Origin of the sequence: Altibacter sp. HG106, assembly GCF_028561755.1 — a bacterium.
Lineage (GTDB): Bacteria > Bacteroidota > Bacteroidia > Flavobacteriales > Flavobacteriaceae > DFVG01.
Genome location: NZ_JAQQTD010000005.1, coordinates 128,522 through 148,651 on the forward strand (window position 1 = coordinate 128,522; position 20,130 = coordinate 148,651).

The window sequence follows — 20,130 nt, forward strand, 5'->3', positions numbered from 1 at the left end:
CCTTATGAAATCCTAAACATTTTGGGTTAAAGTGCGTTAAGAGCCTTTCGATAGTTGGGCTCTTTGCCTATTTTACAGCTATGGAAAGAGTATTAGTAGCCGGTGCGACAGGCACCACAGGAAAGGAAATCATTAACTTATTAAAGCATTCAGATCGGTATTCGCCCATAGCAATGGTTCGAAAGAGTTCCCAACAAGACCAGTTTGAAAAAATGGGAGTGGCTACGCTTCAGGCAGATCTGACTGAGGACATTTCGCAAGTTACCCAAGAGGCCGACAAGGTGATATTTGCTGCAGGTTCGAAAGGAAAAAATCTAAAGGAAGTGGATCAGGAAGGAGCCAAAAAACTGGTAGATGCAGCCAAAGCCAATTCGGTCAAGAAATTTGTTATGCTTAGTGCCATTGGAGCCGACAGACCCGAAGCTTCAGAAGACTTGCAAGAATACCTAAAAGCCAAGCAAGATGCGGATGAATACTTACAAGCGAGTAAATTAAACTACACCATCGTTCGACCTGGCGCACTAAATAATGAATCGGCGAGTCATCGTGTGAAGGCAGCCAAACAACTAGAACCTGAAGGAGAAATTTCTAGAGCAGATGTCGCGCGAACGCTTGTCGCCAGTTTAGAAGAGACCGTAGCCCCGAAAGCAACATTTGAGCTCTTATCGGGCGACGAAATTATTGAAACGGCCTTATTGAAATTCAGCTAAGCTCCGAGAATACATTACGCCCCATCTTTGGATGGGGCTTTTTTTATGGCAACCACTTTTTTTCAAAATTAGGTTTCCGTTTTTCTAGAAAAGCGTCCCTGCCCTCTTTGGCTTCATCTGTCATGTAGGCCAGTCGTGTCGCTTCGCCGGCAAATACTTGTTGTCCAACCATCCCATCGTCGGTGAGGTTCATGGCAAACTTCAACATTTTGATCGAAATTGGCGATTTTGCCAACACTTCCTGTGCCCACTCATAGGCCGTTTGTTCCAGTTGATCGTGCGGAACTACCGCATTGACCATACCCATCTCAAAAGCTTCTTGCGCACTGTAATTTCTGCCTAGGAAAAAGATTTCCCGCGCCTTTTTCTGCCCCACCATTTTTGCTAAGTAAGCACTTCCATATCCTCCATCGAAGGAGGTTACGTCGGCATCTGTTTGTTTAAAAATAGCGTGTTCCTCGCTCGCCAGGGTCATGTCGCAAACTACGTGTAAGCTATGGCCGCCTCCCACAGCCCAACCCGGAACTACAGCGATCACCGCTTTCGGCATAAAACGTATGAGACGTTGTACTTCCAAAATATTCAGGCGATGATACCCATCTTGTCCTACGTACCCCTGTTTACCACGAGCCGCTTGATCACCACCACTGCAGAAGCTATAAACACCATCCTTGGGCGATGGGCCTTCGGCAGAAAGCAATATCACACCGATGCCAGTATCTTCCTGAGCATCATGAAAGGCGTCCAGTAATTCACTGGTGGTATGCGGTCGAAAGGCATTGCGAACCTCCGGACGATTAAAGGCGATGCGGGCTACTCCATTGCTCTTTTTATAGGTAATATCGGTGTATTCTTTGATGGTTTCCCAATTCGGTGTGCTCATAATTTGTACATTTAGCATCAAAGATACCAATTGCTTTCAAATTTTTATTCGATCCTAGATTCATAATAATCGCATCATGAAGAATATTCTTTATTGCCTTTTCCTCTTCGGAATGAGCGCCACCTTACTGGCACAAGAACCCTATCAGTTTACCACAGTCATCGATCTGGAAGCCACCCCGGTCATTAGTCAGGGGCGCACTGGAACCTGTTGGAGTTTTTCCAGCACCTCCTTCTTAGAGTCTGAAATACTAAGACTCACCGGAAAGCAGATCGATCTTTCCGAAATGTACACGGTACGACATACCTATCCGAAAAAGGCTGAAAATTACGTCATGCGTCAGGGGAAGGCACAGTTCTCGGAAGGCGGACTCGCCCACGATGTGCTGCGTTCTGTAGCTGAAAACGGACTCGTACCGCAATCGGTGTACAGCGGATTGGATGCTTCGGAAAATGCCCACAATCATGCCGAGCTCGTGGCTGTTTTGGAAGCCATGCTTTCGACCTATGTCGAAAATCCCGGTCGCTCCTTGAGTCCGAAATGGCGCCAGGCAGTTGCAGGCGTTCTCGATGTGTATCTCGGCGCCCCTGTGGATAGCTTTTCGTACGAAGGCCAACAATACACACCACAATCATTTTTAGCAATGACGAAGATCGTTCCATCCGACTATGTTTCGATCACGTCCTTTACGCACGCTCCATTTTATGATGAGTTTATTTTGAATATCCCAGACAATTGGAGTAACGGGCGGTTTTATAATGTGCCGCTTGATACGTTTATTGCCAGTATCGATAACGCCCTGGAGAATGGGTTTACCGTTGAGTTGGACTGCGATGTGAGCGAACGCACCTTTTCATCTAAAGACGGAGTAGCGGTAATTCCTGAGAACGAAGCTGATAATATCTTGGCCTTACAAGGAGCCTTTCCGCAGAAGACTATTACGCAAGCCTTCCGACAGCAAGAATTTGAGCGCTATGCTACCACCGATGACCATTTAATGCACATTACGGGAGTCTTGCGAGATCAGAAGGGTACCAAGTACTACAAGGTCAAAAATAGTTGGGGAACAGATGCTACCCGAAATGCGAACGGTGGCTACGTTTATTTTAGCGAAGCCTACATGAAATTGAAGGCGATAAGTATCACGGTTCATCAGGATGCCATTCCGAAGCAAACTGCCAGGAAGCTGAACCTGTAGCCCTTGAAATGTGGCTTGAATTTTGCTACATTTGTCTATATGAAAAGGCTTCTGTGTATCTTATTACTGCTACCCGCTTCTATGGTGGCGCAGTACGATTTTGAAACAAAATTTTTCAAAATTGAAGCGACTGCCTTGCCAGAAATCGCCGAAATTTCCACCTGGAAACTGAGGACAGAGCGTACCTCCAGCTTTTCTACCAAGCTGAAAACCCTTCGTATGAATACACAAAATTATCGGTTGCCAGTGGACATGGCAACTGCTATGGAACAACAACATGGTTACGTGTCACCCGATTTTGATACGAGCAAATTAGAAGCGGCGTATGGAAACCTCGGAACCGATAAAAACTATGTTTCCGACGGCAAAACAAAGGTTCGCAACCCGGTTTACACCGATATGCGAAATGTAAGTTATCGTCCGGCATTTACTCCCTTTGGGTACTACCGAAATCCGGATTTTGGATGGAATCAACGGTATTAAGCCTCCTCTACTAAGGAAATGCCATCCTTTTGAATTAGAATCTTTTTGTCTTTATACAACGCCCCGATTGCCTTCTTAAAGCTTTTTTTACTCAATCCAAGCTGATTTTTTATGGTTTCCGGATCGCTTTTGTCATGCAAAGGAAGGAATCCTCCGGCGGCCTGCAATTCTTCGTAAATATAGTTTGCGTTTGGTTCGATACTTCGATACCCAGGAGCCTGCAGCACAATATCTACTTTATGATCGTGCCGAATCTTCTTCACATAAGCTTTTAGACGATCTCCGGTACGCAGGTCCTCAAAAATATCTTCCATATAAATAAGTCCTTCGTGCTTCCCATTGATGATCACGTTCGCTCCTTTATCGGTAATGTGGGTTACCATAATGGTTACCTCATCAAACTTTTTGATCGTAAGTTTAGAATTATCGAGGAAACGGTGCGTTTTACTGGAGCCTACCAGACGATTGGTGATAGGATCCTGGTATAGATATACCACATACCAATGTCCTACTGTCATAGGCCGAGCCTGTTCTTTAAAGGGCACGAAGAGCTGCTTTTCGGGACCCCACTCCATAAATGCACCGTATTTGTTAACATCGCTGCATCGTAAGGTGGCAAATTCATGAAGGGTAAGTTCGGGAGCTTCGGTAGTAGCTATGGGCCGTTCTTCATTATCCAGATACACGAAAACCCGCACTTTGTCTCCTATCTCAAAAGAATCCGGGGCGTAGCGATGCGGCAACAACACTTCGTTTCCTTCGGCATCACCGAGAAATAAACCTGGATCTGTATTCCGAAGGATTTCCAGATCGTGAAAAACTCCTAATTGCATCATACAGCAAAGGTAAAGACTTAAGAATAGTTTATCGCTAAAAATCATACGAAGTATCGAAACTTGACGTTTAAGCGTTCTCTTTCTGCTTGAAAAATCAAAAGGTGTGATAAAAAGCCGCTGTTTTTCAAACTCTTAAAGTTTTCTTAGAAGGGTTGATTTTTCCAATAAGAACGAGTACATTTAGATGTATTCAGAAATGAATATAACTAACAACAAACCTAAAACACCCCCTTATGTCAGTAACTATTACTTCCCATTTTTCGGAAGTTCAGAACACTACCCATGTTCTAGAGAACGAAGTATTAACCGCCTACTTCTACGACACTATTGTAGTCGTTGAGGTGAAGGAAGGAAAAACCCTCTCGTACAAGACGGGATTTACGCTTTTAGTGAAAGGCCTCACCATTTTAGGAAATAAGCCTTGGGTTTATATTTCTAATCGAATCAACTCTTACTCGGTACAGCCCAATGATTACAAATACATTAACAAGATTCCAACGCTCAAAGGAATTGCCGTTGTGAGTCCAAAAGGTGTTGAAGACCCTACCTTCTCATTAGAATCTACTTTTTGTAAAAAACCTTTCGTGAAGAAAGATTCTCTAGAAGACGCCTACCAATGGGCGCAAGAGTTCCTTTCACCTACCGCCTAGTACAACGCATCGAAATATGCTTGCAATACAAGATCATTTGCTTTAGCAGGCGTATGAATTTCAAGCAGCAGAGGCCTATCGGTGACCTCGAAAAACGTATCTAATGAAGCTTTTACTTCTTCTAGTGATTCTGCCTTGCGGTATCCCCATTGATACAGATCCGCCAAAGGTTTTGCAGTTAGTTGGTGCTGCGTTTCAAAGAAGGTCTCAAATTGTGCGGCTTTTTTTGCATGCGGTAAAATTCTGAAGATTCCCCCGCCACTATTATTGATCAGGATAATCCGAAAACTAGCCGGAATGTAATGGTTCCACAAGGCATTGCTATCATAGAAAAAACTTAGGTCTCCGGTGATACATACCGTAGTGCGTGTTGAAGCCGCTGCGGCCCCTATGGCTGTGCTTGTACTTCCATCGATGCCACTGGTACCGCGATTGCAGTACACGTGCCAAGAGGAATGCATCGAAAATAATTGCGAATACCGTATGGTAGCACTATTGGCTAACTGTAAATCAATGTTTTCCGACAGTTGCTCAAAGAGTACCTGAAAAACGGTCAAATCTGAATAGGCTGCCGTGGGCAAAAAGTGATGATGTCTATCTTGTCTTCGCTGTCGAATGGTATTCCAGTGTGCTTGATACGTGCTATCAACAGACGTGGTTTTCGGAAGAAATTGCGTCCAAAATGAGCCTAGAGAACACTTAAAGTGATGCGTTAAGTGAAAGAAGGTATCATTCGCTTTTTCAGGACCTATATGCCAGTGTTCCTTTGCTTGAAATGCACGAAGCAATGCCTTAATCCGTTTTGAAACAATCATGCCCCCCATGGTCACGAGAACGTGTGGTTGGAAGGATTTTTTTTCTTCTTCGGAAAGGGAGGTAATCAACTGGTCGATATTTTCGATAAAGGCATCGTGATGCACATTCGAAGTTGTTTCGGTGAGTACCAAAACACTGGGGTCTGCCGCCAAGGCTTCGAGAATAGCATCCGATAACGAATTTGGCGGTAAAACTCCTAAAAGGAGAAGTTTCTTATTACTCGAATTCCAGGAATCTACAAACGGCGCTAATGGTTCTGACACTATGAAAGGTTCCTTGCGTGCGGGCACGTGTTGAGGACGTACCGTAGGATCGCTCACAGTATGGTACAAAGGTTCAGAAAAAGGGAGGTTGATGTGTACGGGACCCTGCAGCTCCATAGCAGTATTCAAGGCAATATTTATCTCTTTCTCATTGAAGAGTTGATGCTCCGCTCCTTCTTTACATTGACCACTGTAGAGAATATGATTTCGATATACTTCAAATTGACGAATGGTTTGACCATCTCCAATATCTATTAATTCTTTAGGGCGGTCTGCGGAAAGCACGACCAGCGGAATATGACTGTAATAGGCCTCTGCAATGGCTGGATAGTAATTGAGTAATGCTGATCCTGACGTACATACTAGTGCCACCGGGCGTTTCAATTGTTGCGCGAGTCCCAGTCCAAAAAAAGCCGCACAACGCTCATCAACAATACTATAGGTATTAAACGATCCGTGTTCGGTAAACCCAATGGTGAGCGGTGCGTTTCGGGAACCCGGTGAAATAACGATGTGATCAATTCCTTTGGAAAGGCACAATTGCACGACCGTTTGAGAGAGGGGCTTATTGGAGTAGTTCATTACTTCAAAAATACAACTCTTCCCGTTAATTCTAAAGCAGTGGATGCAGAACCTGTAGCATGGTTTGCAATTTATTACGGGTCTCTTCCCATTCCGCTTTCGGATCAGATTCGGCCGTAATGCCACCGCCAACATACAGTGAAGCATTCACCGCTGTGAGCTGCATACAACGAAGGTTGACAAACAATTGGGCCTCATTCTCGTGGGGATTAACAATTCCGAGGTAACCCGTATAAAAGCTGCGATCGTAATTTTCTACTGCATCGATAAACGCTAAGGCTTCGGCAGTGGGAAGACCACAAACAGCTGGAGTGGGATGAAGCGCTTGAACTACTTCTCGTAGCGAGGTACCGCCCGACTTTAACTCCCCTGAGATGTCGGTACGTAAATGAGTCAATTTTCCTGCGTGATGGTTGTAGGTATTTGAGGTTTCCAGTTGCGTGGTATGGGGTTGCAGTGCTTCCACGATAGCATCGGTCACAAATTGCTGTTCGTCCCGCTCTTTCTGTGTCCATTGTAATACTTTTCCAGTAGCCGCAACCATCGTGCCTGCCAATGCCATGGTGGTGAAATGATGATTTCGCACAGCAAGAAGCACTTCAGGAGTCGCCCCACACCAAAGTCCGGTTTCCGGATGAAACCACAGATAACAAAAAGCGGATGGATACAGAGAAAACAGGCGCATGATGGTATCTTGTAAACTGAAGTTTCGCAATTCCAGGACGCGCTTTCTGCTAAGTACTATTTTTTCCGCCTTACTTTCTTGAATCGTTGCCAATGCCAGAGAAACGATGGCGGTATACCGATCGAATTCTTCTTTAGTTTCAGGAAAGACGGCATGATGTAGGGGTATTTTTTTCTTCGGAATGGGCACCTCGAGTTCCTCACTATACGCTTGGTGAATGGCGTACGATTTCTGCTCTTTCTGAAATGGCGCGAAAAGAAACCCCTTTCTAGCATAAGGATCTTCCGGAACCACTCCTTCTTTCTGCAAGTATGCCTTCAACATACTACCTTTTGGCGTGTTATATACCACAAAAGGGCGATTGCTTTCGTATTGTCGTGTTATGCGGTCAAAAAGATCTTTCAAGTACTAATGCTTAGGTAAGGTCATTGTTGTAAGTTTCACCATTGAAATTAGCGCACCCGTTTCATTTTCAATCCTGATTTGCCACAATTGAGTGGTTCTTCCCTTATGAAGTACAGTCGCGTGTGCATACACATGCCCTTCTCGCACCCCTTTCACATGATTGGCGGCAATTTCAATACCGCGCACGCTTACATTTTCAGCATCTAAAAACATAAAGGCTGCCGCGCTACCTGCGCTCTCAGCAAGTGCAACCGACGCACCGCCGTGTAACACGCCATCGGGTTGATGTACCTTGGGAGACACAGGCATGCGAGCTACCAAGGAGGTGTCGGTTAGGTCCACAAATTCAATATCTAACGTTTGCATCAATGTATTTTTACACATTCGGTTGCACGCAGCTAAAGCCTCTTCTTTAGAATACTTCATAGGTTTCTTTTACATTTGTAAAAATACAAAAACGCCCTACATCCTACGCCATGCAAAAAAAAGTTTCCTTCGAAAGCACGCATCCTTACGAGACGATGAACGCCTATACAGCTGACACCAAGACGGTTTGGGTGGTATTTCACGGTATGGGATATTTAAGCAAGTACTTTCTTCGGTATTTCGCAGGATTAGACTCTAAAGAACATTATATCATCGCTCCACAAGGTCTTAACACCTATTACCAGGATAACCGATTTAAGCACGTGGGCGCCTCGTGGCTCACACGTGAGAACACCCACATGGGGATTGACAACATACTTTCTTATATGGAAGCAATTTGGAAGGAAGAGGCAATCGATTCGAACGTACATCTCGTTGTACTGGGGTATTCGCAAGGGGTTTCCATTGCTACGCGTTGGCTCGCCTTTGCGAAGCATTCGTGCGATCAATTGGTATTATTATCGGGAAGTGTACCGAAAGAATTAACTGCGACACATTTTGAACACCTTTCAGAGGCAGCCATAGTTTCCTATCATTATGGTACTAACGATGAATATATCTCTGAAAGTCGGGCTATTACTGAAATAGATCATATTCAATCGGTGTTTGGAAGCCGACTTAAAGTAAGTACCTTCGAGGGGCCGCATGAAGTGGATACCGATTTCATTAAGGCTCAAAAGCCCTTAAAGACTTCTTAATAAAATGTGTATTTCATCGAATATATTTGCACATTAACTTTCTATACGCTTATTTTACATCATAACGTAAGAAAATTCGTATATGTTGAGACGTCTACTAACCCCCGCTTTATTACTTATATGTTCTATCATCATCGCTCAGGTTCCTGCTTCTGATAAAGAAGCCTTAGTCGACTTATATGTCGCTACCCAAGGAGATCAGTGGGTGCAGTCATGGGATTTAAACACTCCTGTGGAAGACTGGCAAGGTGTTACCATTACCGATGGTCGCGTGACCGGAATTCGTATGTTCTTCAATAATTTAGATGGAACATTACCCGCTTCCATAGGAAACCTGGATCAGCTCATGGTCTTAGAACTCTCGTTCAATAAATTACACGGTTCCTTACCCGAATCATTAGGTAAGCTTTCTAAGCTACAAATACTGGCTTTTAATGGAAATGAACTAACCGGTATTGTACCTGAAAGCATCGCAAACATGACTCAATTAAAACAATTGCACTTAAGTAGTAATAAGTTGAGTGGTGAGATCCCAGCAGCCATTGGAACCTTACCCCTATTGGAGGTTTTTAATGTTTTTGACAATGATTTTCACGGAATGATTCCTGCCGGATTGGCTTCCAACGCTAATCTTAAAGAACTTATGGTTGCGGAAAACAACTTTGAACAAGACAGTAGATTTTCTGCCATCTTAATGTCTAAATCAGGACAACTAGACCTTAGCGATGAACCTATTGCGCCCATGGGACGCAGTATTATCGCCATTGAAACTGAAGAGAACTAACCTACACTTTTCGCCCCAAATGAAAAGTTCCCCTTTCGCTATTGGCAAAGGGGATTTTTATTTTTCCATAAAGTTGTTGGTGTTTGCCTATCTTTAAGGTTTTAACCCTCCCATGGAACACGTACAATCGTTTAGCCTCTTCACCGAATTTGATATCAGCTTATTTTCCTCCGGAAAGCATTATCGCCTTTACGAAAAATTAGGGGCGCATCTGCTGGAAGTCAAGGGAACTAAAGGTGTGTACTTTGCCGTGTGGGCACCTTCCGCAAAAGCAGTGAGCGTGATTGGTGATTTTAACCATTGGCAAGATGAGAAACATCCTCTCAACGTTCGATGGGACGGTTCCGGCATATGGGAAGGATTTATTCCCGGAGTTCAAAAGGGAAGTCTGTACAAATACAAAATTCACAGTCATCATGGCGGACAAGTAGTTGAGAAAGCCGATCCGTTTGCCCTTCGCGCTGAACATCCTCCAAAAACAGCTTCTGTGGTTTGGGACTTACAACACGCTTGGAAGGATCAAGATTGGATACAAAAACGTCCCAAAATACAACAGCTCGACCAGCCCTTTTCGGTCTATGAAGTGCATTTGAGCTCCTGGCGCAGAGGGCCAGGAAACAAGGTGCTGTCGTATCTCGAACTTGCAGAAACGCTTACCGACTATGTAAAGAAAATGCAGTTTACCCATGTAGAACTCATGCCCGTCATGGAATATCCATTCGATCCTTCATGGGGGTATCAAATTACGGGATACTTTGCCCCTACTGCACGCTTCGGGAAGCCAGAAGATTTTATGGTGCTGATAGATACGTTACATGCCAACGGCATTGGCGTCATTCTCGATTGGGTTCCCTCCCACTTTCCGGAAGATGCCCACGGATTAGGAAACTTTGACGGCTCACACCTCTACGAACACCCCGATCGAAGAAAGGGCTATCACCCCGATTGGAAAAGTCTCATCTTTAATTATGGCCGCAATGAAGTACGTGCCTTTCTAATCAGTAATGCGCTTTTTTGGCTGGACAAATACCATGTTGATGGCTTGCGAGTAGATGCCGTAGCTTCCATGTTATATCTCGATTACTCCAGAGAGGAGGGCGAATGGGAGCCAAATATTCACGGTGGACGGGAGAACTTGGATGCCATTTCTTTTCTGAAGGAATTGAACGAAGCTGTCTACGCACATTACGAGGGCGTTCAGACCATTGCGGAAGAATCTACCTCATTTCCCATGGTCTCGAAACCTACCAGTATGGGCGGTCTCGGTTTCGGTATGAAATGGATGATGGGTTGGATGCACGATACGCTAGAATATTTCAAAAAAGAACCCATTTACCGCAAGCACCATCAAAATGACCTGACCTTCAGTCTCACCTACGCTTTTACCGAAAATTTTATGCTTCCGCTGAGTCATGATGAAGTGGTCTACGGAAAACGATCTCTGCTCTATCGGATGCCGGGTGATGAGTGGCAGCGCTTTGCCAATCTGCGCCTGCTCTACAGCTTTATGTTTACCCAACCCGGCACTAAACTCCTATTCATGGGAGCCGAATTAGGGCAAGGAGAGGAATGGGACTTTCAAAACGGACTGGATTGGTACCTCTTAGAATATCCATTCCACAGCGGCATTCAGCAACTGGTTTCAGACCTGAATCATTTCTATCGTTCTAATGACGCCTTGCACGCCTTGCAGTTTTCTTCCGAAGGCTACGAATGGATTGACTATGGCGATGCGGAAAATTCGGTGATCACCTATGTGCGAAAAGGCAACACAACAAAACAACTCTTAGTGGTTTGTAATCTGACACCCATCCCAAGAAAGGGCTATCGCATTGGCGTTCCTAAAGAAGGTACCTATTCGATGGTATTTAATTCGGATGCAGACATGTATGGAGGAAGCGGATACACGGTAAAAAAACGCGTCAAGAGCGGTACGACGTCTTGGAATTACCGGCCACAATCCATTGAAATCGATCTCCCACCCTTAGCGATGATCGCGTATACCCTTCCGCGTTAAAAAATACGTTTTTCGAAATCGATTTCGGTTTCTCTTTGCTTTTTTGAGCGAAATTGAATACGTATGTTTGTTCTTCCTGTACACAAGTACATGGCTGCCATTGCACTAACGAGTCCCTATTCCTATGATTGTAAACACCGAGCTTGAGCACAAGGGAAATGAGTACCCTTCCGCCATCAAATCGTTCGAAAAAAACAAAGACCGATTTTATATCGCAACCCACAATGATGTGTTGCTTCAGATTACCGTGTTAAGAGACAGCCTTATTCGCTTTCGCTATGCGCCTAATGGTTCGTTCCCCAAGGATTTTAGCTACGCCATCTCAGCAGATGCCGTTACCGGTTATAACCATCTCGATTATACCGAAGAAGTCGATAAGTACATCATCAATACTTCCAAACTTTCGATTCATATCGACAAGAGCAATCTGAAAAAAACGATCTATAATTCAGAGGGTATTTTGATTAATGAAGACGAGCAAGGATTTCATTGGGAGTACAGCTATGCGCTTGGAAGCGATATCGTAAAAATGAGCAAGCAAGAACAAAAGATGGAATGCTACTATGGTTTGGGCGACAAGCCGATGCATTTTAACCTGAAGGGAAAGCGGGTTCAAAACTGGGTAACCGACGAGTATGCCTTCGGAAAGGATAAGGATCCGTTGTATAAGGCGATTCCGTTTTACATTGGATTGCATAACAATTTGAGCTACGGTGTTTTCTTTGACAATACCTTTAAAACCTTTTTTGACTTCGGAAACGAACGTCGTGGGGTGACTAGCTTCTGGGCGCAAGGAGGAGAAATGAATTATTACTTCTTTTACGGTCCCGAAATGGAAGATGTGGTAAAAAACTACACCGACCTCACCGGGAAACCTGAACTTCCGCCACTATGGGCCTTAGGATATCATCAGAGTAAATGGAGCTACTATCCGGAAAGCAATGTGCGCGAAATCACTCAGAAATTTCGCGATCTCAAAATTCCGTGTGACGCCATCTATCTCGATATTGATTATATGGAGGGATGGCGCTGCTTTACGTGGAATAAAGAGTATTTCCCCGAACCGAAAAAGATGGTAGCCGACCTGGAAAAGGACGGATTCAAAACAGTTGCCATTATCGATCCGGGCATTAAGATAGATAAAGATTATTGGGTGTATCAGGAGGCCCTGGAAAACGATTATTTCTGTAAAAGAGCCGATGGACCGTTGATGCGAGGGAAAGTATGGCCGGGCGAGTGTAACTTTCCCGATTACACCAACCCCAAAGTGCGGAAATGGTGGAGCGGACTCTTTAAAGAGTTGATACAAGACGTAGGGATAAGCGGAGTTTGGAATGATATGAACGAACCCGCCGTGATGGAAGTTCCCACCAAGACCTTCCCGTTAGACGTGCGACACCATTACGATGGCAACCCCTGTAGTCATAGCAAAGCGCATAATATTTATGGAATGCAAATGGCGAAGGCGACTTACAACGGAGTAAAGGAGTTTGTCTATCCAAAACGGCCGTTTATTATCACGCGTGCCGCCTATTCGGGAACACAGCGATACAGTTCTTCCTGGACCGGAGACAATATCGCCAGTTGGGAGCATTTGTGGATCGCTAACCAGCAAATTCAGCGAATGGCGATCTCTGGCATGTCGTTTATCGGAACAGATATCGGCGGCTTCGCAGAACAACCTACCGGCGAACTTTTTGTACGTTGGATTCAATTGGGCATTTTCCACCCCTTCTGTCGCGTACACTCCTCGGGGGATCACGGAGATCAGGAACCGTGGGCCTTTGACGAAAATGTGACCGACATCGTTCGAAAGTTTATCGAACTACGTTACAAAATGCTTCCGTATTTGTATACCGCCTTTTATCAGTATGTAAAGGATGGAACGCCCATGGTGAAACCTTTGGTGTTGCTAGATCAGGAAGATCATCAAACCTACTATCGCACCGATGAGTTCTTATTCGGAAAGCATCTTCTGGTATGTCCTATTCTTCAGCCAAATTCGAAAGGACGACGGATGTACGTTCCGAAAGGTAATTGGTTTAATTACTGGACGCACGAAGTTGTTGAAGGTGGAAAAGAGCTTTGGGTTGATGCCGACATCGATTCGATTCCGCTCTTTGTGAAGGAAGGCGCGATCATTCCGAAGTATCCGGTGCAACAATACGTAGGTGAAAAAACCATCGAAGAAGTAGAATTAGAAGTGTATTATAAGGAAGGGAAAGAGTCTTCCGTTCTCTATGAAGACGCGCATGAAGGCTATGATTATAAAAAAGGGCGTTTCAGCTATAGAACGTTCAAGTTAACAGGCTTAAAGAACGAACTGATTATTCAGCAGCATAAAGAAGGGGAATACACCACTAGCTACAACCGATTTAAACTCGATTTAAAACGACTGCCTTTTATCATTAAAACAATCGAGGTAGATAATAAGGAAGTACAACTCACCGACCTTAAAGTGAATGGAAATACTTCTCTCACCGTCGATAAGAACTTTACGGAACTTCATCTCATTGGTGAATAAGAAAAGCGGCTGATAAGCCGCTTTTTCGCTTTATAATACGCACACTACTACTGCCCGCCTCGATTGAGGTTTCGCTGAATCTTATCAATTGCAGATTCGATCGATTTTTCCGGTTCAATGACATTATAAGGGCCCCAGAAATCGGGATCCGAAAATCCGGATACCTGGTCTGCCAATACCACGGAAGGCTCTAGCGCTTCTTCGGTCGCTATCGGACTACTGGGGGTCGCTTCCCAATTGGTCACGGCCATCTCGCTGGATAAGGTGTAGACTTGATTAAACAGTCGTCTGCGTTTATCTACTTTAAACGTCAACGAAACATTGCCGTAGCTGTAATGCCATTTGCCGTTCTGCTGTCGATAATCTACATGATACGCAGCCGATTCTGGGTACACCCTAACATCGTTGGGCTTTTTCTTTACAAAAATCTTACTGGCCTCTCGTTGATTCCCAATAACAAGCTTGTAATCGGCACTAGTGAGTGCCAAGCTTTCAGAATCCACAAACAATTTGCCTTCGTAATGCGGTTGATTCAAGTTATTGCGTTGCTTGAAATATACCACATACGCCGGACGACCTTCTATGGTGGTGGGAGGTTCGAAACGATAATTGTATTCGCCTATGGTCGAGGGCGTAAAAATGTATTCAGGATACTTCATAATGTCTAAATACAGGGTAGAATACGGCCCCCCTTGCAGCTTTAAGGCCACGGTGTCCAGACGCCGATAATCGGTGCTTTTTCGCGCTTTGTGAAGGGTGATTGCATCATCTTCATTAGACGCATAGGGTTTTTTATACAAATTGACAACCGCTTCGGTAAGCGATACATTGCGATTGCGACGCTTAATGGTTTCGCGATAGAAGGCCGTCATCTTCACCTCCTGATTCATGGTATTCGCGTTTTTCTTATCGAATACCTCACGGATAAGCGCTTCCGGATCGCGGTACGTTAAGACACTTACTTCGGTCAGCTCTGTGACCTTCGCTTGAAGCTTCAGTTCAGCTCCATTTCGCTGTAAGGATTGCAATGGGATTTGCTGAGGTTGGTACCCTAACAAGGACACCACTATCGATTGGTTTAATGATTCGTTGGGTACTTTCAGCGTAAATTCACCTTCGCTATTGGTTACGGTAGAGATGGCAGTGTTCTGAACGGAGAGGGAAACCGAAGAGAGTGGCGTGTTGGTGGCTTGATCTACAACAGTTCCTTCAAACTGAGTAAATTCAGAGAGTTCTTGAGCGATTCCTGCGGAAGTTACAAAGAGCATACTCAAACATAAAAGGCTAAGGCCTACAGAGGAAAGAAAAGATTTCATGAGTATATTTTTTAAAGATTCTCTTAAAGATACAACTCATAAGACTTGTTTTCAACGAATTAGCAATAAAATCAGTAAACAATTATAAGAGTTTACTTTTCCTCTTAAGGTATCCGTGGTTACCAGAGCAAGCCGAAACCGACAGTATATCGTTACCGATGGTTTCGAGAGCGCCTGCTTCCGAAGATTTAGGATTTTATTATCAGCCCAAGCTTATGAGAATAATTATATTGAAAGAAAAAAAATGAAACCCGTTCCTAAACCGCCAAGCAAAAAATGTCTTCTGAAGTTTAAAAAGGACTTTGATAATTTAGACGATCTGCGCACAGAAATATCTAGTTGCCTCACTACCAAGAATGACCTTTGGATTAGTTACGACGAAGATGCCGGACTCGAACGTCTTACCCTAAAGAAAAACAACAAGAAAAAAGTAAAATACAGCAAGCATAAGCATTACGAGATCGCCAACTTCTTTGACCTTCCCAGCGACACCGAAATGGATATGGAAGCCCTAGCGTATGCAGCCCCCTACTTATGGTTCTGCGGAAGCATGAGCCTAAAGCGCGACTCCCCCAACGCTGATGACGATGTAGATGAGCAATTGAAAGCCTTAGAGACGATTTCTTTGGATGAAAATAGGTTTAGCCTGGGATGCATCCCATGTATTGAAAAGGACGGCACCTTCGAATTGCATGAATCTTACGAGTTTCTCGGACATAAAATTACCGCTAAAATGATGCGGGGCGGCACCAAAAGCTCGGAATTACACAACGCCCTCCTACTCGATGAACACCTGGCCAGTTATATGCAAATCCCCAGTAAAGACAACGGGTTTGATATTGAAGGGCTGGCTGTGGAGGGTGATCGAATTTTCATCGGACTAAGAGGTCCGGTGCTTAATGGCTATGCGGTAATTCTAGAGATTACTTGCGATGCCATCAACAATGAACTCATCATGCAGCAACGGGAAGGAGAAGATAAACTCTACCGAAAACACTTTATCGATCTGGCCGGAATGGGCATCCGTGAACTTAATATCGACAAAAAAGGAGATCTGTATCTACTGGCCGGTCCTACGATGGACCTCGACGGAACGATTGCAGTTTATAAGATCGAGGGCGGACTCCCAAACACGCATGCCAGCGTGGTGCACGAACCGAAGCGGCTATTCGACGCAGCCCGTGGCAGCGAACTAGAACACGGTATTGACAAAGCGGAAGGAATGGCCTTCCTTTCTGAAAAAGAAGTGCTCATTACCTACGACAATCCGCATAAAAACCGACTCAAAGGAAAGCGGAAAGTAATCATGGATATCTACGACCTCTAGCAAGCGGTTACGTTCAAACAAACGCATAAAAAAACCCTCGATCGCTCGAGGGTTTTTTCCATATAAGGTTGAAGGATTTACTTCACTTCTTCAAAGTCTACATCTTCCACATCGCTACTTTCGTCGCTGCTTCCGCTGCTCGCTTGCTCAGCTCCGGCATCACCTCCTGGGGCGGCGCCTCCTTGCTGGGCTTCGGCTTGCGCTTTGTACATCTCTTCGCTCGCGGTTTTCCACGCTTCGTTGATCTTGTCTAACGCAGGCTGAATGGTTTCAACCTCCTTCGTTTCATAGGCTTTTTTCAAGTCTTCCAAGGCATCTTCAATCGGTTTCTTCTTGTCATCGCTCAGTTTATCACCAAACTCCTTCAATTGTTTCTCTGTTTGGAAGATCATCGCATCGGCTTCATTGATCTTGTCCACCTTTTCTTTCGCTTGCTTATCGGCTTCCGCATTCGCTTCCGCTTCTGCTTTCATCTTTTCGATTTCTTCCTCCGTTAATCCTGAAGAGGCTTCAATTCGAATATCTTGCTTCTTACCGGTGGCTTTATCTTCGGCACTTACTTTAATGATACCATTGGCATCAATATCGAAGGTTACTTCGATCTGAGGCGTTCCTCGAGGTGCCGGTGGAATTCCATCTAAGTGAAAACGTCCAATCGTCTTATTATCGGCTGCCATTGGGCGCTCTCCTTGCAATACGTGAATCTCAACACTTGGTTGATTATCGGCTGCGGTAGAGAATACCTGACTCTTCTTCGTTGGAATCGTCGTGTTCGCTTCGATCAATTTTGTATTCACACTTCCCATGGTTTCAATACCTAAAGACAGCGGAGTTACATCTAGCAACAATACGTCTTTCACATCTCCGGTTAATACGCCCCCTTGAATCGCCGCACCAATGGCCACTACTTCATCAGGGTTTACTCCTTTACTAGGAGATTTTCCGAAGAATTCCTTCACCGCATCCTGAACAGCTGGGATACGCGTAGAACCACCCACTAAGATGATCTCATCGATATCGCTTTTGCTCAAGCCGGCTGCTTTCAACGCTTTTTCACACGGAGTGATGGTACGTTTTACCAAATCGTCGATCAATTGTTCGAACTTAGAACGCGTTAAGGTTTTCACCAAGTGCTTCGGTCCGCTGCTGGTCGCTGTCACATATGGAAGGTTAATCTCCGTCTGTGAAGAAGAGGACAATTCGATCTTCGCTTTTTCCGCAGCTTCCTTCAAACGCTGAAGTGCCATTGGGTCTTTGCGAAGGTCCATATCTTCTTCCTGTTGGAACTCATCCGCCAACCAGTTTATAATTTTACTGTCTACGTCATCTCCTCCTAGGTGTGTATCTCCATCCGTAGAAAGTACTTCAAAGACACCATCTCCTAATTCTAAGATACTTACGTCGTGCGTACCTCCCCCAAAGTCGAATACCACGATCTTCTGATCGGTATCTTTCTTATCCAATCCGTACGCCAATGCTGCTGCCGTAGGCTCGTTGATGATACGCTCTACTTTCAATCCGGCGATTTCTCCGGCTTCTTTGGTCGCTTGACGCTGACTGTCATTAAAGTAGGCAGGAACGGTGATCACGGCGCGACTTACGTCTTGCCCTAAGTAATCTTCAGCGGTTTTCTTCATTTTCTGAAGAATCATCGCACTCAATTCCTGTGGCGTGTATTTGCGGTCATCGATGACCACACGAGGAGTGTCGTTATCCCCTTTTACCACGTCGTAGGCAACATTATTAATTTCCTTATCTGATTCAGAGAATTTATTTCCCATAAATCGCTTGATGGAAGAGATGGTCTTCTTCGGGTTGGTAACCGCCTGACGTTTTGCAGGGTCTCCTACCTTGATCTCACCACCTTCCACAAAAGCAATCACAGAGGGCGTCGTTCTCTTTCCTTCTGCATTTGGGATTACGGTGGGCTCGCTACCTTCCATTACGGAAACGCAGGAGTTGGTCGTACCCAAATCAATTCCAATTATCTTGCTCATAGTGTTATCGTTAAATTTTAAATTTCAAAATTGTTTCGCCCTGTATAGGTCAAGGAATGTGCCATCCACAGATTACTGACACGCTGTCAGTTTCTTTTTTTGGTTTTTTGGGCAATCCCCCGCCGCAGGCCGGGGTCGGGCTGTCACGACTCGCTTTCCGCTGCGCGTAAGAGCTCAAACACACCCTTCCATCCCTATTGCGTTGTCAACGAAAGTGTAGAGGTTTGAGAAATGAGATGTTAGACTTGGGACGTAGGAGTCAGGACTTAGGACTTAGGAGTTATGTCTTGTGTCTTGTGTCTTGTGTCTTGTGTCTTACGTCTTTTATCTCACGCCTCCTGTCTCACGTCTCATATCCACTTTCCTTCTAATCATCCCCCTCCCTCAAATTAACATCCCCTTAAAACACTTTAGCCAACCTTCTTCGTAATTTACTGTCCAATCAAAAAAACAACTATGAAAGCAGTACAAGTAAAAGAAGCCGGAGGAGATTTTCATCTGGTAGATCTGGAAAAACCTTCTCCCAAAGCAAACGAGATTCGTATTAAAGTGGAAGCCTGCGGCATCTGTCACAGTGATAATTTCGTAAAACAAGGCGGATTCCCCGGCCTTGAATATCCCAGAGTGCCTGGCCACGAAGTGGTAGGCTTCATTGACGCCATAGGCGATGGTGTTTCCAATTGGAAAAAAGGACAACGCGTAGGCGTGGGCTGGCATGGCGGACATTGTTTTACGTGCGAATCGTGTCGCCGTGGCGATTTCATTACCTGTGAGAACGCCAAAGTATGCGGTATCTCCTATGATGGCGGCTATGCTGAATATATGTGTGCGCCACAAGAAGCCGTGGCGTCTGTGCCCGATGAATTATCTTCTGAAGAGGCCGCACCCCTACTTTGTGCCGGAATTACCGTATTCAATGCCATGCGAAACAGTCATGTTCGCCCGGGCGATACGGTTGCCGTGCAAGGGATTGGTGGACTCGGACACTTAGCCTTGCAATACGCACACAAGATGGGCATGAAAACCGTAGCGCTTTCGCACGGTGCCGATAAAGAAGAGCTAGCAAAAGAATTAGGTGCCCATCACTATATTAATACAAGCCAAAATGATGGCGCAGAAGCTTTGCAAAAACTGGGTGGTGCCCACCTTATCGTGGCAACCGCTCCCCATGCTGATGCGATTTCGTCGGTGATCGACGGACTCGCCATCGATGGCCGCATTATCTGCATTGGGGCTACACCCGACCCTATAGAAGTTTCTCCCATGCAGCTATTGATGCACCGAAAAGGAATTACCGGTTGGCCCAGCGGAACAGCCATGGATAGTGAAGATACGCTGAATTTTAGTGCCATGACCAATAGCAAACCTATGATCGAAACCTTTCCGTTAGAGAAAGTCTCTGAAGCCTTTGATAAAATGCTAAATAATAAAGCGCGATTCCGAGTGGTACTAACTCCTTAGTAAATAAGTAAGCAAGCAAGAGCCTCCCACTTGGAGGCTTTTTTTTGTTGACAACTTTATTTGAGTAAA

Annotated in this window: 17 protein-coding genes; 10 read left to right on the forward strand and 7 right to left on the reverse strand. The window is 44.9% G+C overall.

Translation table 11 applies throughout. The features are described from left to right. The first annotated feature begins 80 nt into the window (after window positions 1-80). Window positions 81-710: an SDR family oxidoreductase gene (locus PO830_RS09720; protein WP_272853369.1), complete on the forward strand. Its 630-nt coding sequence runs from the start codon at window positions 81-83 to the stop codon at window positions 708-710. A gap of 43 nt (window positions 711-753) precedes the next feature. Here the strand turns inward: PO830_RS09720 and PO830_RS09725 are convergent, their stop codons facing one another. After that, window positions 754-1,593 (reverse strand): 1,4-dihydroxy-2-naphthoyl-CoA synthase, encoded by an 840-nt coding sequence (locus tag PO830_RS09725; RefSeq protein ID WP_272853370.1) that lies wholly within the window; start codon window positions 1,591-1,593, stop codon window positions 754-756. A 76-nt stretch (window positions 1,594-1,669) separates the two neighbouring features. Here PO830_RS09725 and PO830_RS09730 point away from each other — a divergent pair, with 76 nt between their 5' ends. Together PO830_RS09730 and PO830_RS09735 are read left to right on the forward strand one after the other, a co-directional pair. Then, window positions 1,670-2,791 (forward strand): C1 family peptidase, encoded by a 1,122-nt coding sequence (locus PO830_RS09730; RefSeq protein ID WP_272853371.1) that lies wholly within the window; start codon window positions 1,670-1,672, stop codon window positions 2,789-2,791. A 39-nt stretch (window positions 2,792-2,830) separates the two neighbouring features. Then, window positions 2,831-3,274 (forward strand): hypothetical protein, encoded by a 444-nt coding sequence (locus PO830_RS09735; protein WP_272853372.1) that lies wholly within the window; start codon window positions 2,831-2,833, stop codon window positions 3,272-3,274. Here PO830_RS09735 and PO830_RS09740 read toward each other — a convergent pair. Beyond that, window positions 3,271-4,110 (reverse strand): CvfB family protein, encoded by an 840-nt coding sequence (locus tag PO830_RS09740; RefSeq protein ID WP_272853373.1) that lies wholly within the window; start codon window positions 4,108-4,110, stop codon window positions 3,271-3,273. The genes PO830_RS09735 and PO830_RS09740 overlap by 4 nt on opposite strands. A 233-nt stretch (window positions 4,111-4,343) precedes the next feature. Between PO830_RS09740 and PO830_RS09745 the strand changes: the two genes are divergently transcribed. After that, on the forward strand, window positions 4,344-4,760 hold the full coding sequence (locus PO830_RS09745) for a hypothetical protein (protein ID WP_272853374.1): 417 nt from the start codon (window positions 4,344-4,346) through the stop codon (window positions 4,758-4,760). On the opposite strand, the gene menD is transcribed toward PO830_RS09745, so the two are convergent. Genes menD through PO830_RS09760 form a run of 3 tightly spaced genes read right to left on the reverse strand, consistent with a single transcriptional unit; the run spans window position 4,757 to window position 7,937 of the window. After that, the gene (gene menD, locus PO830_RS09750; RefSeq protein ID WP_272853375.1) at window positions 4,757-6,421 is read right to left on the reverse strand and encodes a 2-succinyl-5-enolpyruvyl-6-hydroxy-3-cyclohexene-1-carboxylic-acid synthase; all 1,665 of its coding nucleotides are present in this window, start codon (window positions 6,419-6,421) and stop codon (window positions 4,757-4,759) included. The two genes, PO830_RS09745 and menD, sit on opposite strands and share 4 nt — an antisense overlap. Window positions 6,422-6,452: 31 nt before the next feature. After that, the gene (locus tag PO830_RS09755) at window positions 6,453-7,511 is read right to left on the reverse strand and encodes an isochorismate synthase (protein ID WP_272853376.1); all 1,059 of its coding nucleotides are present in this window, start codon (window positions 7,509-7,511) and stop codon (window positions 6,453-6,455) included. 3 nt (window positions 7,512-7,514) lie between these two features. Further along, window positions 7,515-7,937 (reverse strand): PaaI family thioesterase, encoded by a 423-nt coding sequence (locus PO830_RS09760; RefSeq protein WP_272853377.1) that lies wholly within the window; start codon window positions 7,935-7,937, stop codon window positions 7,515-7,517. Window positions 7,938-7,987: 50 nt separating this feature from the next. Between PO830_RS09760 and PO830_RS09765 the strand changes: the two genes are divergently transcribed. The 4 genes from PO830_RS09765 (at window position 7,988) to PO830_RS09780 (ending at window position 13,960) form a co-directional block, all read left to right on the forward strand. After that, window positions 7,988-8,635 carry an alpha/beta hydrolase gene (locus PO830_RS09765; protein WP_272853378.1) on the forward strand — a complete coding sequence of 216 codons (648 nt, stop codon included), beginning with the start codon at window positions 7,988-7,990 and terminating at the stop codon, window positions 8,633-8,635. A gap of 82 nt (window positions 8,636-8,717) precedes the next feature. Then, window positions 8,718-9,419: a leucine-rich repeat domain-containing protein gene (locus PO830_RS09770; protein WP_272853379.1), complete on the forward strand. Its 702-nt coding sequence runs from the start codon at window positions 8,718-8,720 to the stop codon at window positions 9,417-9,419. A gap of 112 nt (window positions 9,420-9,531) precedes the next feature. Then, a complete protein-coding gene (gene glgB / locus PO830_RS09775) occupies window positions 9,532-11,436 on the forward strand; it encodes a 1,4-alpha-glucan branching protein GlgB (RefSeq protein WP_272853380.1) in 1,905 nt (634 codons plus the stop codon). A gap of 124 nt (window positions 11,437-11,560) precedes the next feature. Then, window positions 11,561-13,960 (forward strand): glycoside hydrolase family 31 protein, encoded by a 2,400-nt coding sequence (locus PO830_RS09780; protein ID WP_272853381.1) that lies wholly within the window; start codon window positions 11,561-11,563, stop codon window positions 13,958-13,960. A gap of 47 nt (window positions 13,961-14,007) precedes the next feature. On the opposite strand, the gene PO830_RS09785 is transcribed toward PO830_RS09780, so the two are convergent. Then, the gene (locus PO830_RS09785) at window positions 14,008-15,276 is read right to left on the reverse strand and encodes a carboxypeptidase-like regulatory domain-containing protein (RefSeq protein WP_272853382.1); all 1,269 of its coding nucleotides are present in this window, start codon (window positions 15,274-15,276) and stop codon (window positions 14,008-14,010) included. Window positions 15,277-15,520: 244 nt separating this feature from the next. Between PO830_RS09785 and PO830_RS09790 the strand changes: the two genes are divergently transcribed. Beyond that, window positions 15,521-16,603 carry a DUF3616 domain-containing protein gene (locus PO830_RS09790; RefSeq protein WP_272853383.1) on the forward strand — a complete coding sequence of 361 codons (1,083 nt, stop codon included), beginning with the start codon at window positions 15,521-15,523 and terminating at the stop codon, window positions 16,601-16,603. Window positions 16,604-16,680: 77 nt separating this feature from the next. Here PO830_RS09790 and dnaK read toward each other — a convergent pair whose 3' ends face one another. Continuing rightward, a complete protein-coding gene (gene dnaK / locus PO830_RS09795; RefSeq protein ID WP_272853384.1) occupies window positions 16,681-18,600 on the reverse strand; it encodes a molecular chaperone DnaK in 1,920 nt (639 codons plus the stop codon). Window positions 18,601-19,056: 456 nt separating this feature from the next. Here dnaK and PO830_RS09800 point away from each other — a divergent pair, with 456 nt between their 5' ends. Beyond that, entirely contained in the window at window positions 19,057-20,061 is a 1,005-nt protein-coding gene (locus PO830_RS09800; protein ID WP_272853385.1) for an alcohol dehydrogenase, read from the forward strand. Window positions 20,062-20,130: the final 69 nt, after the last annotated feature.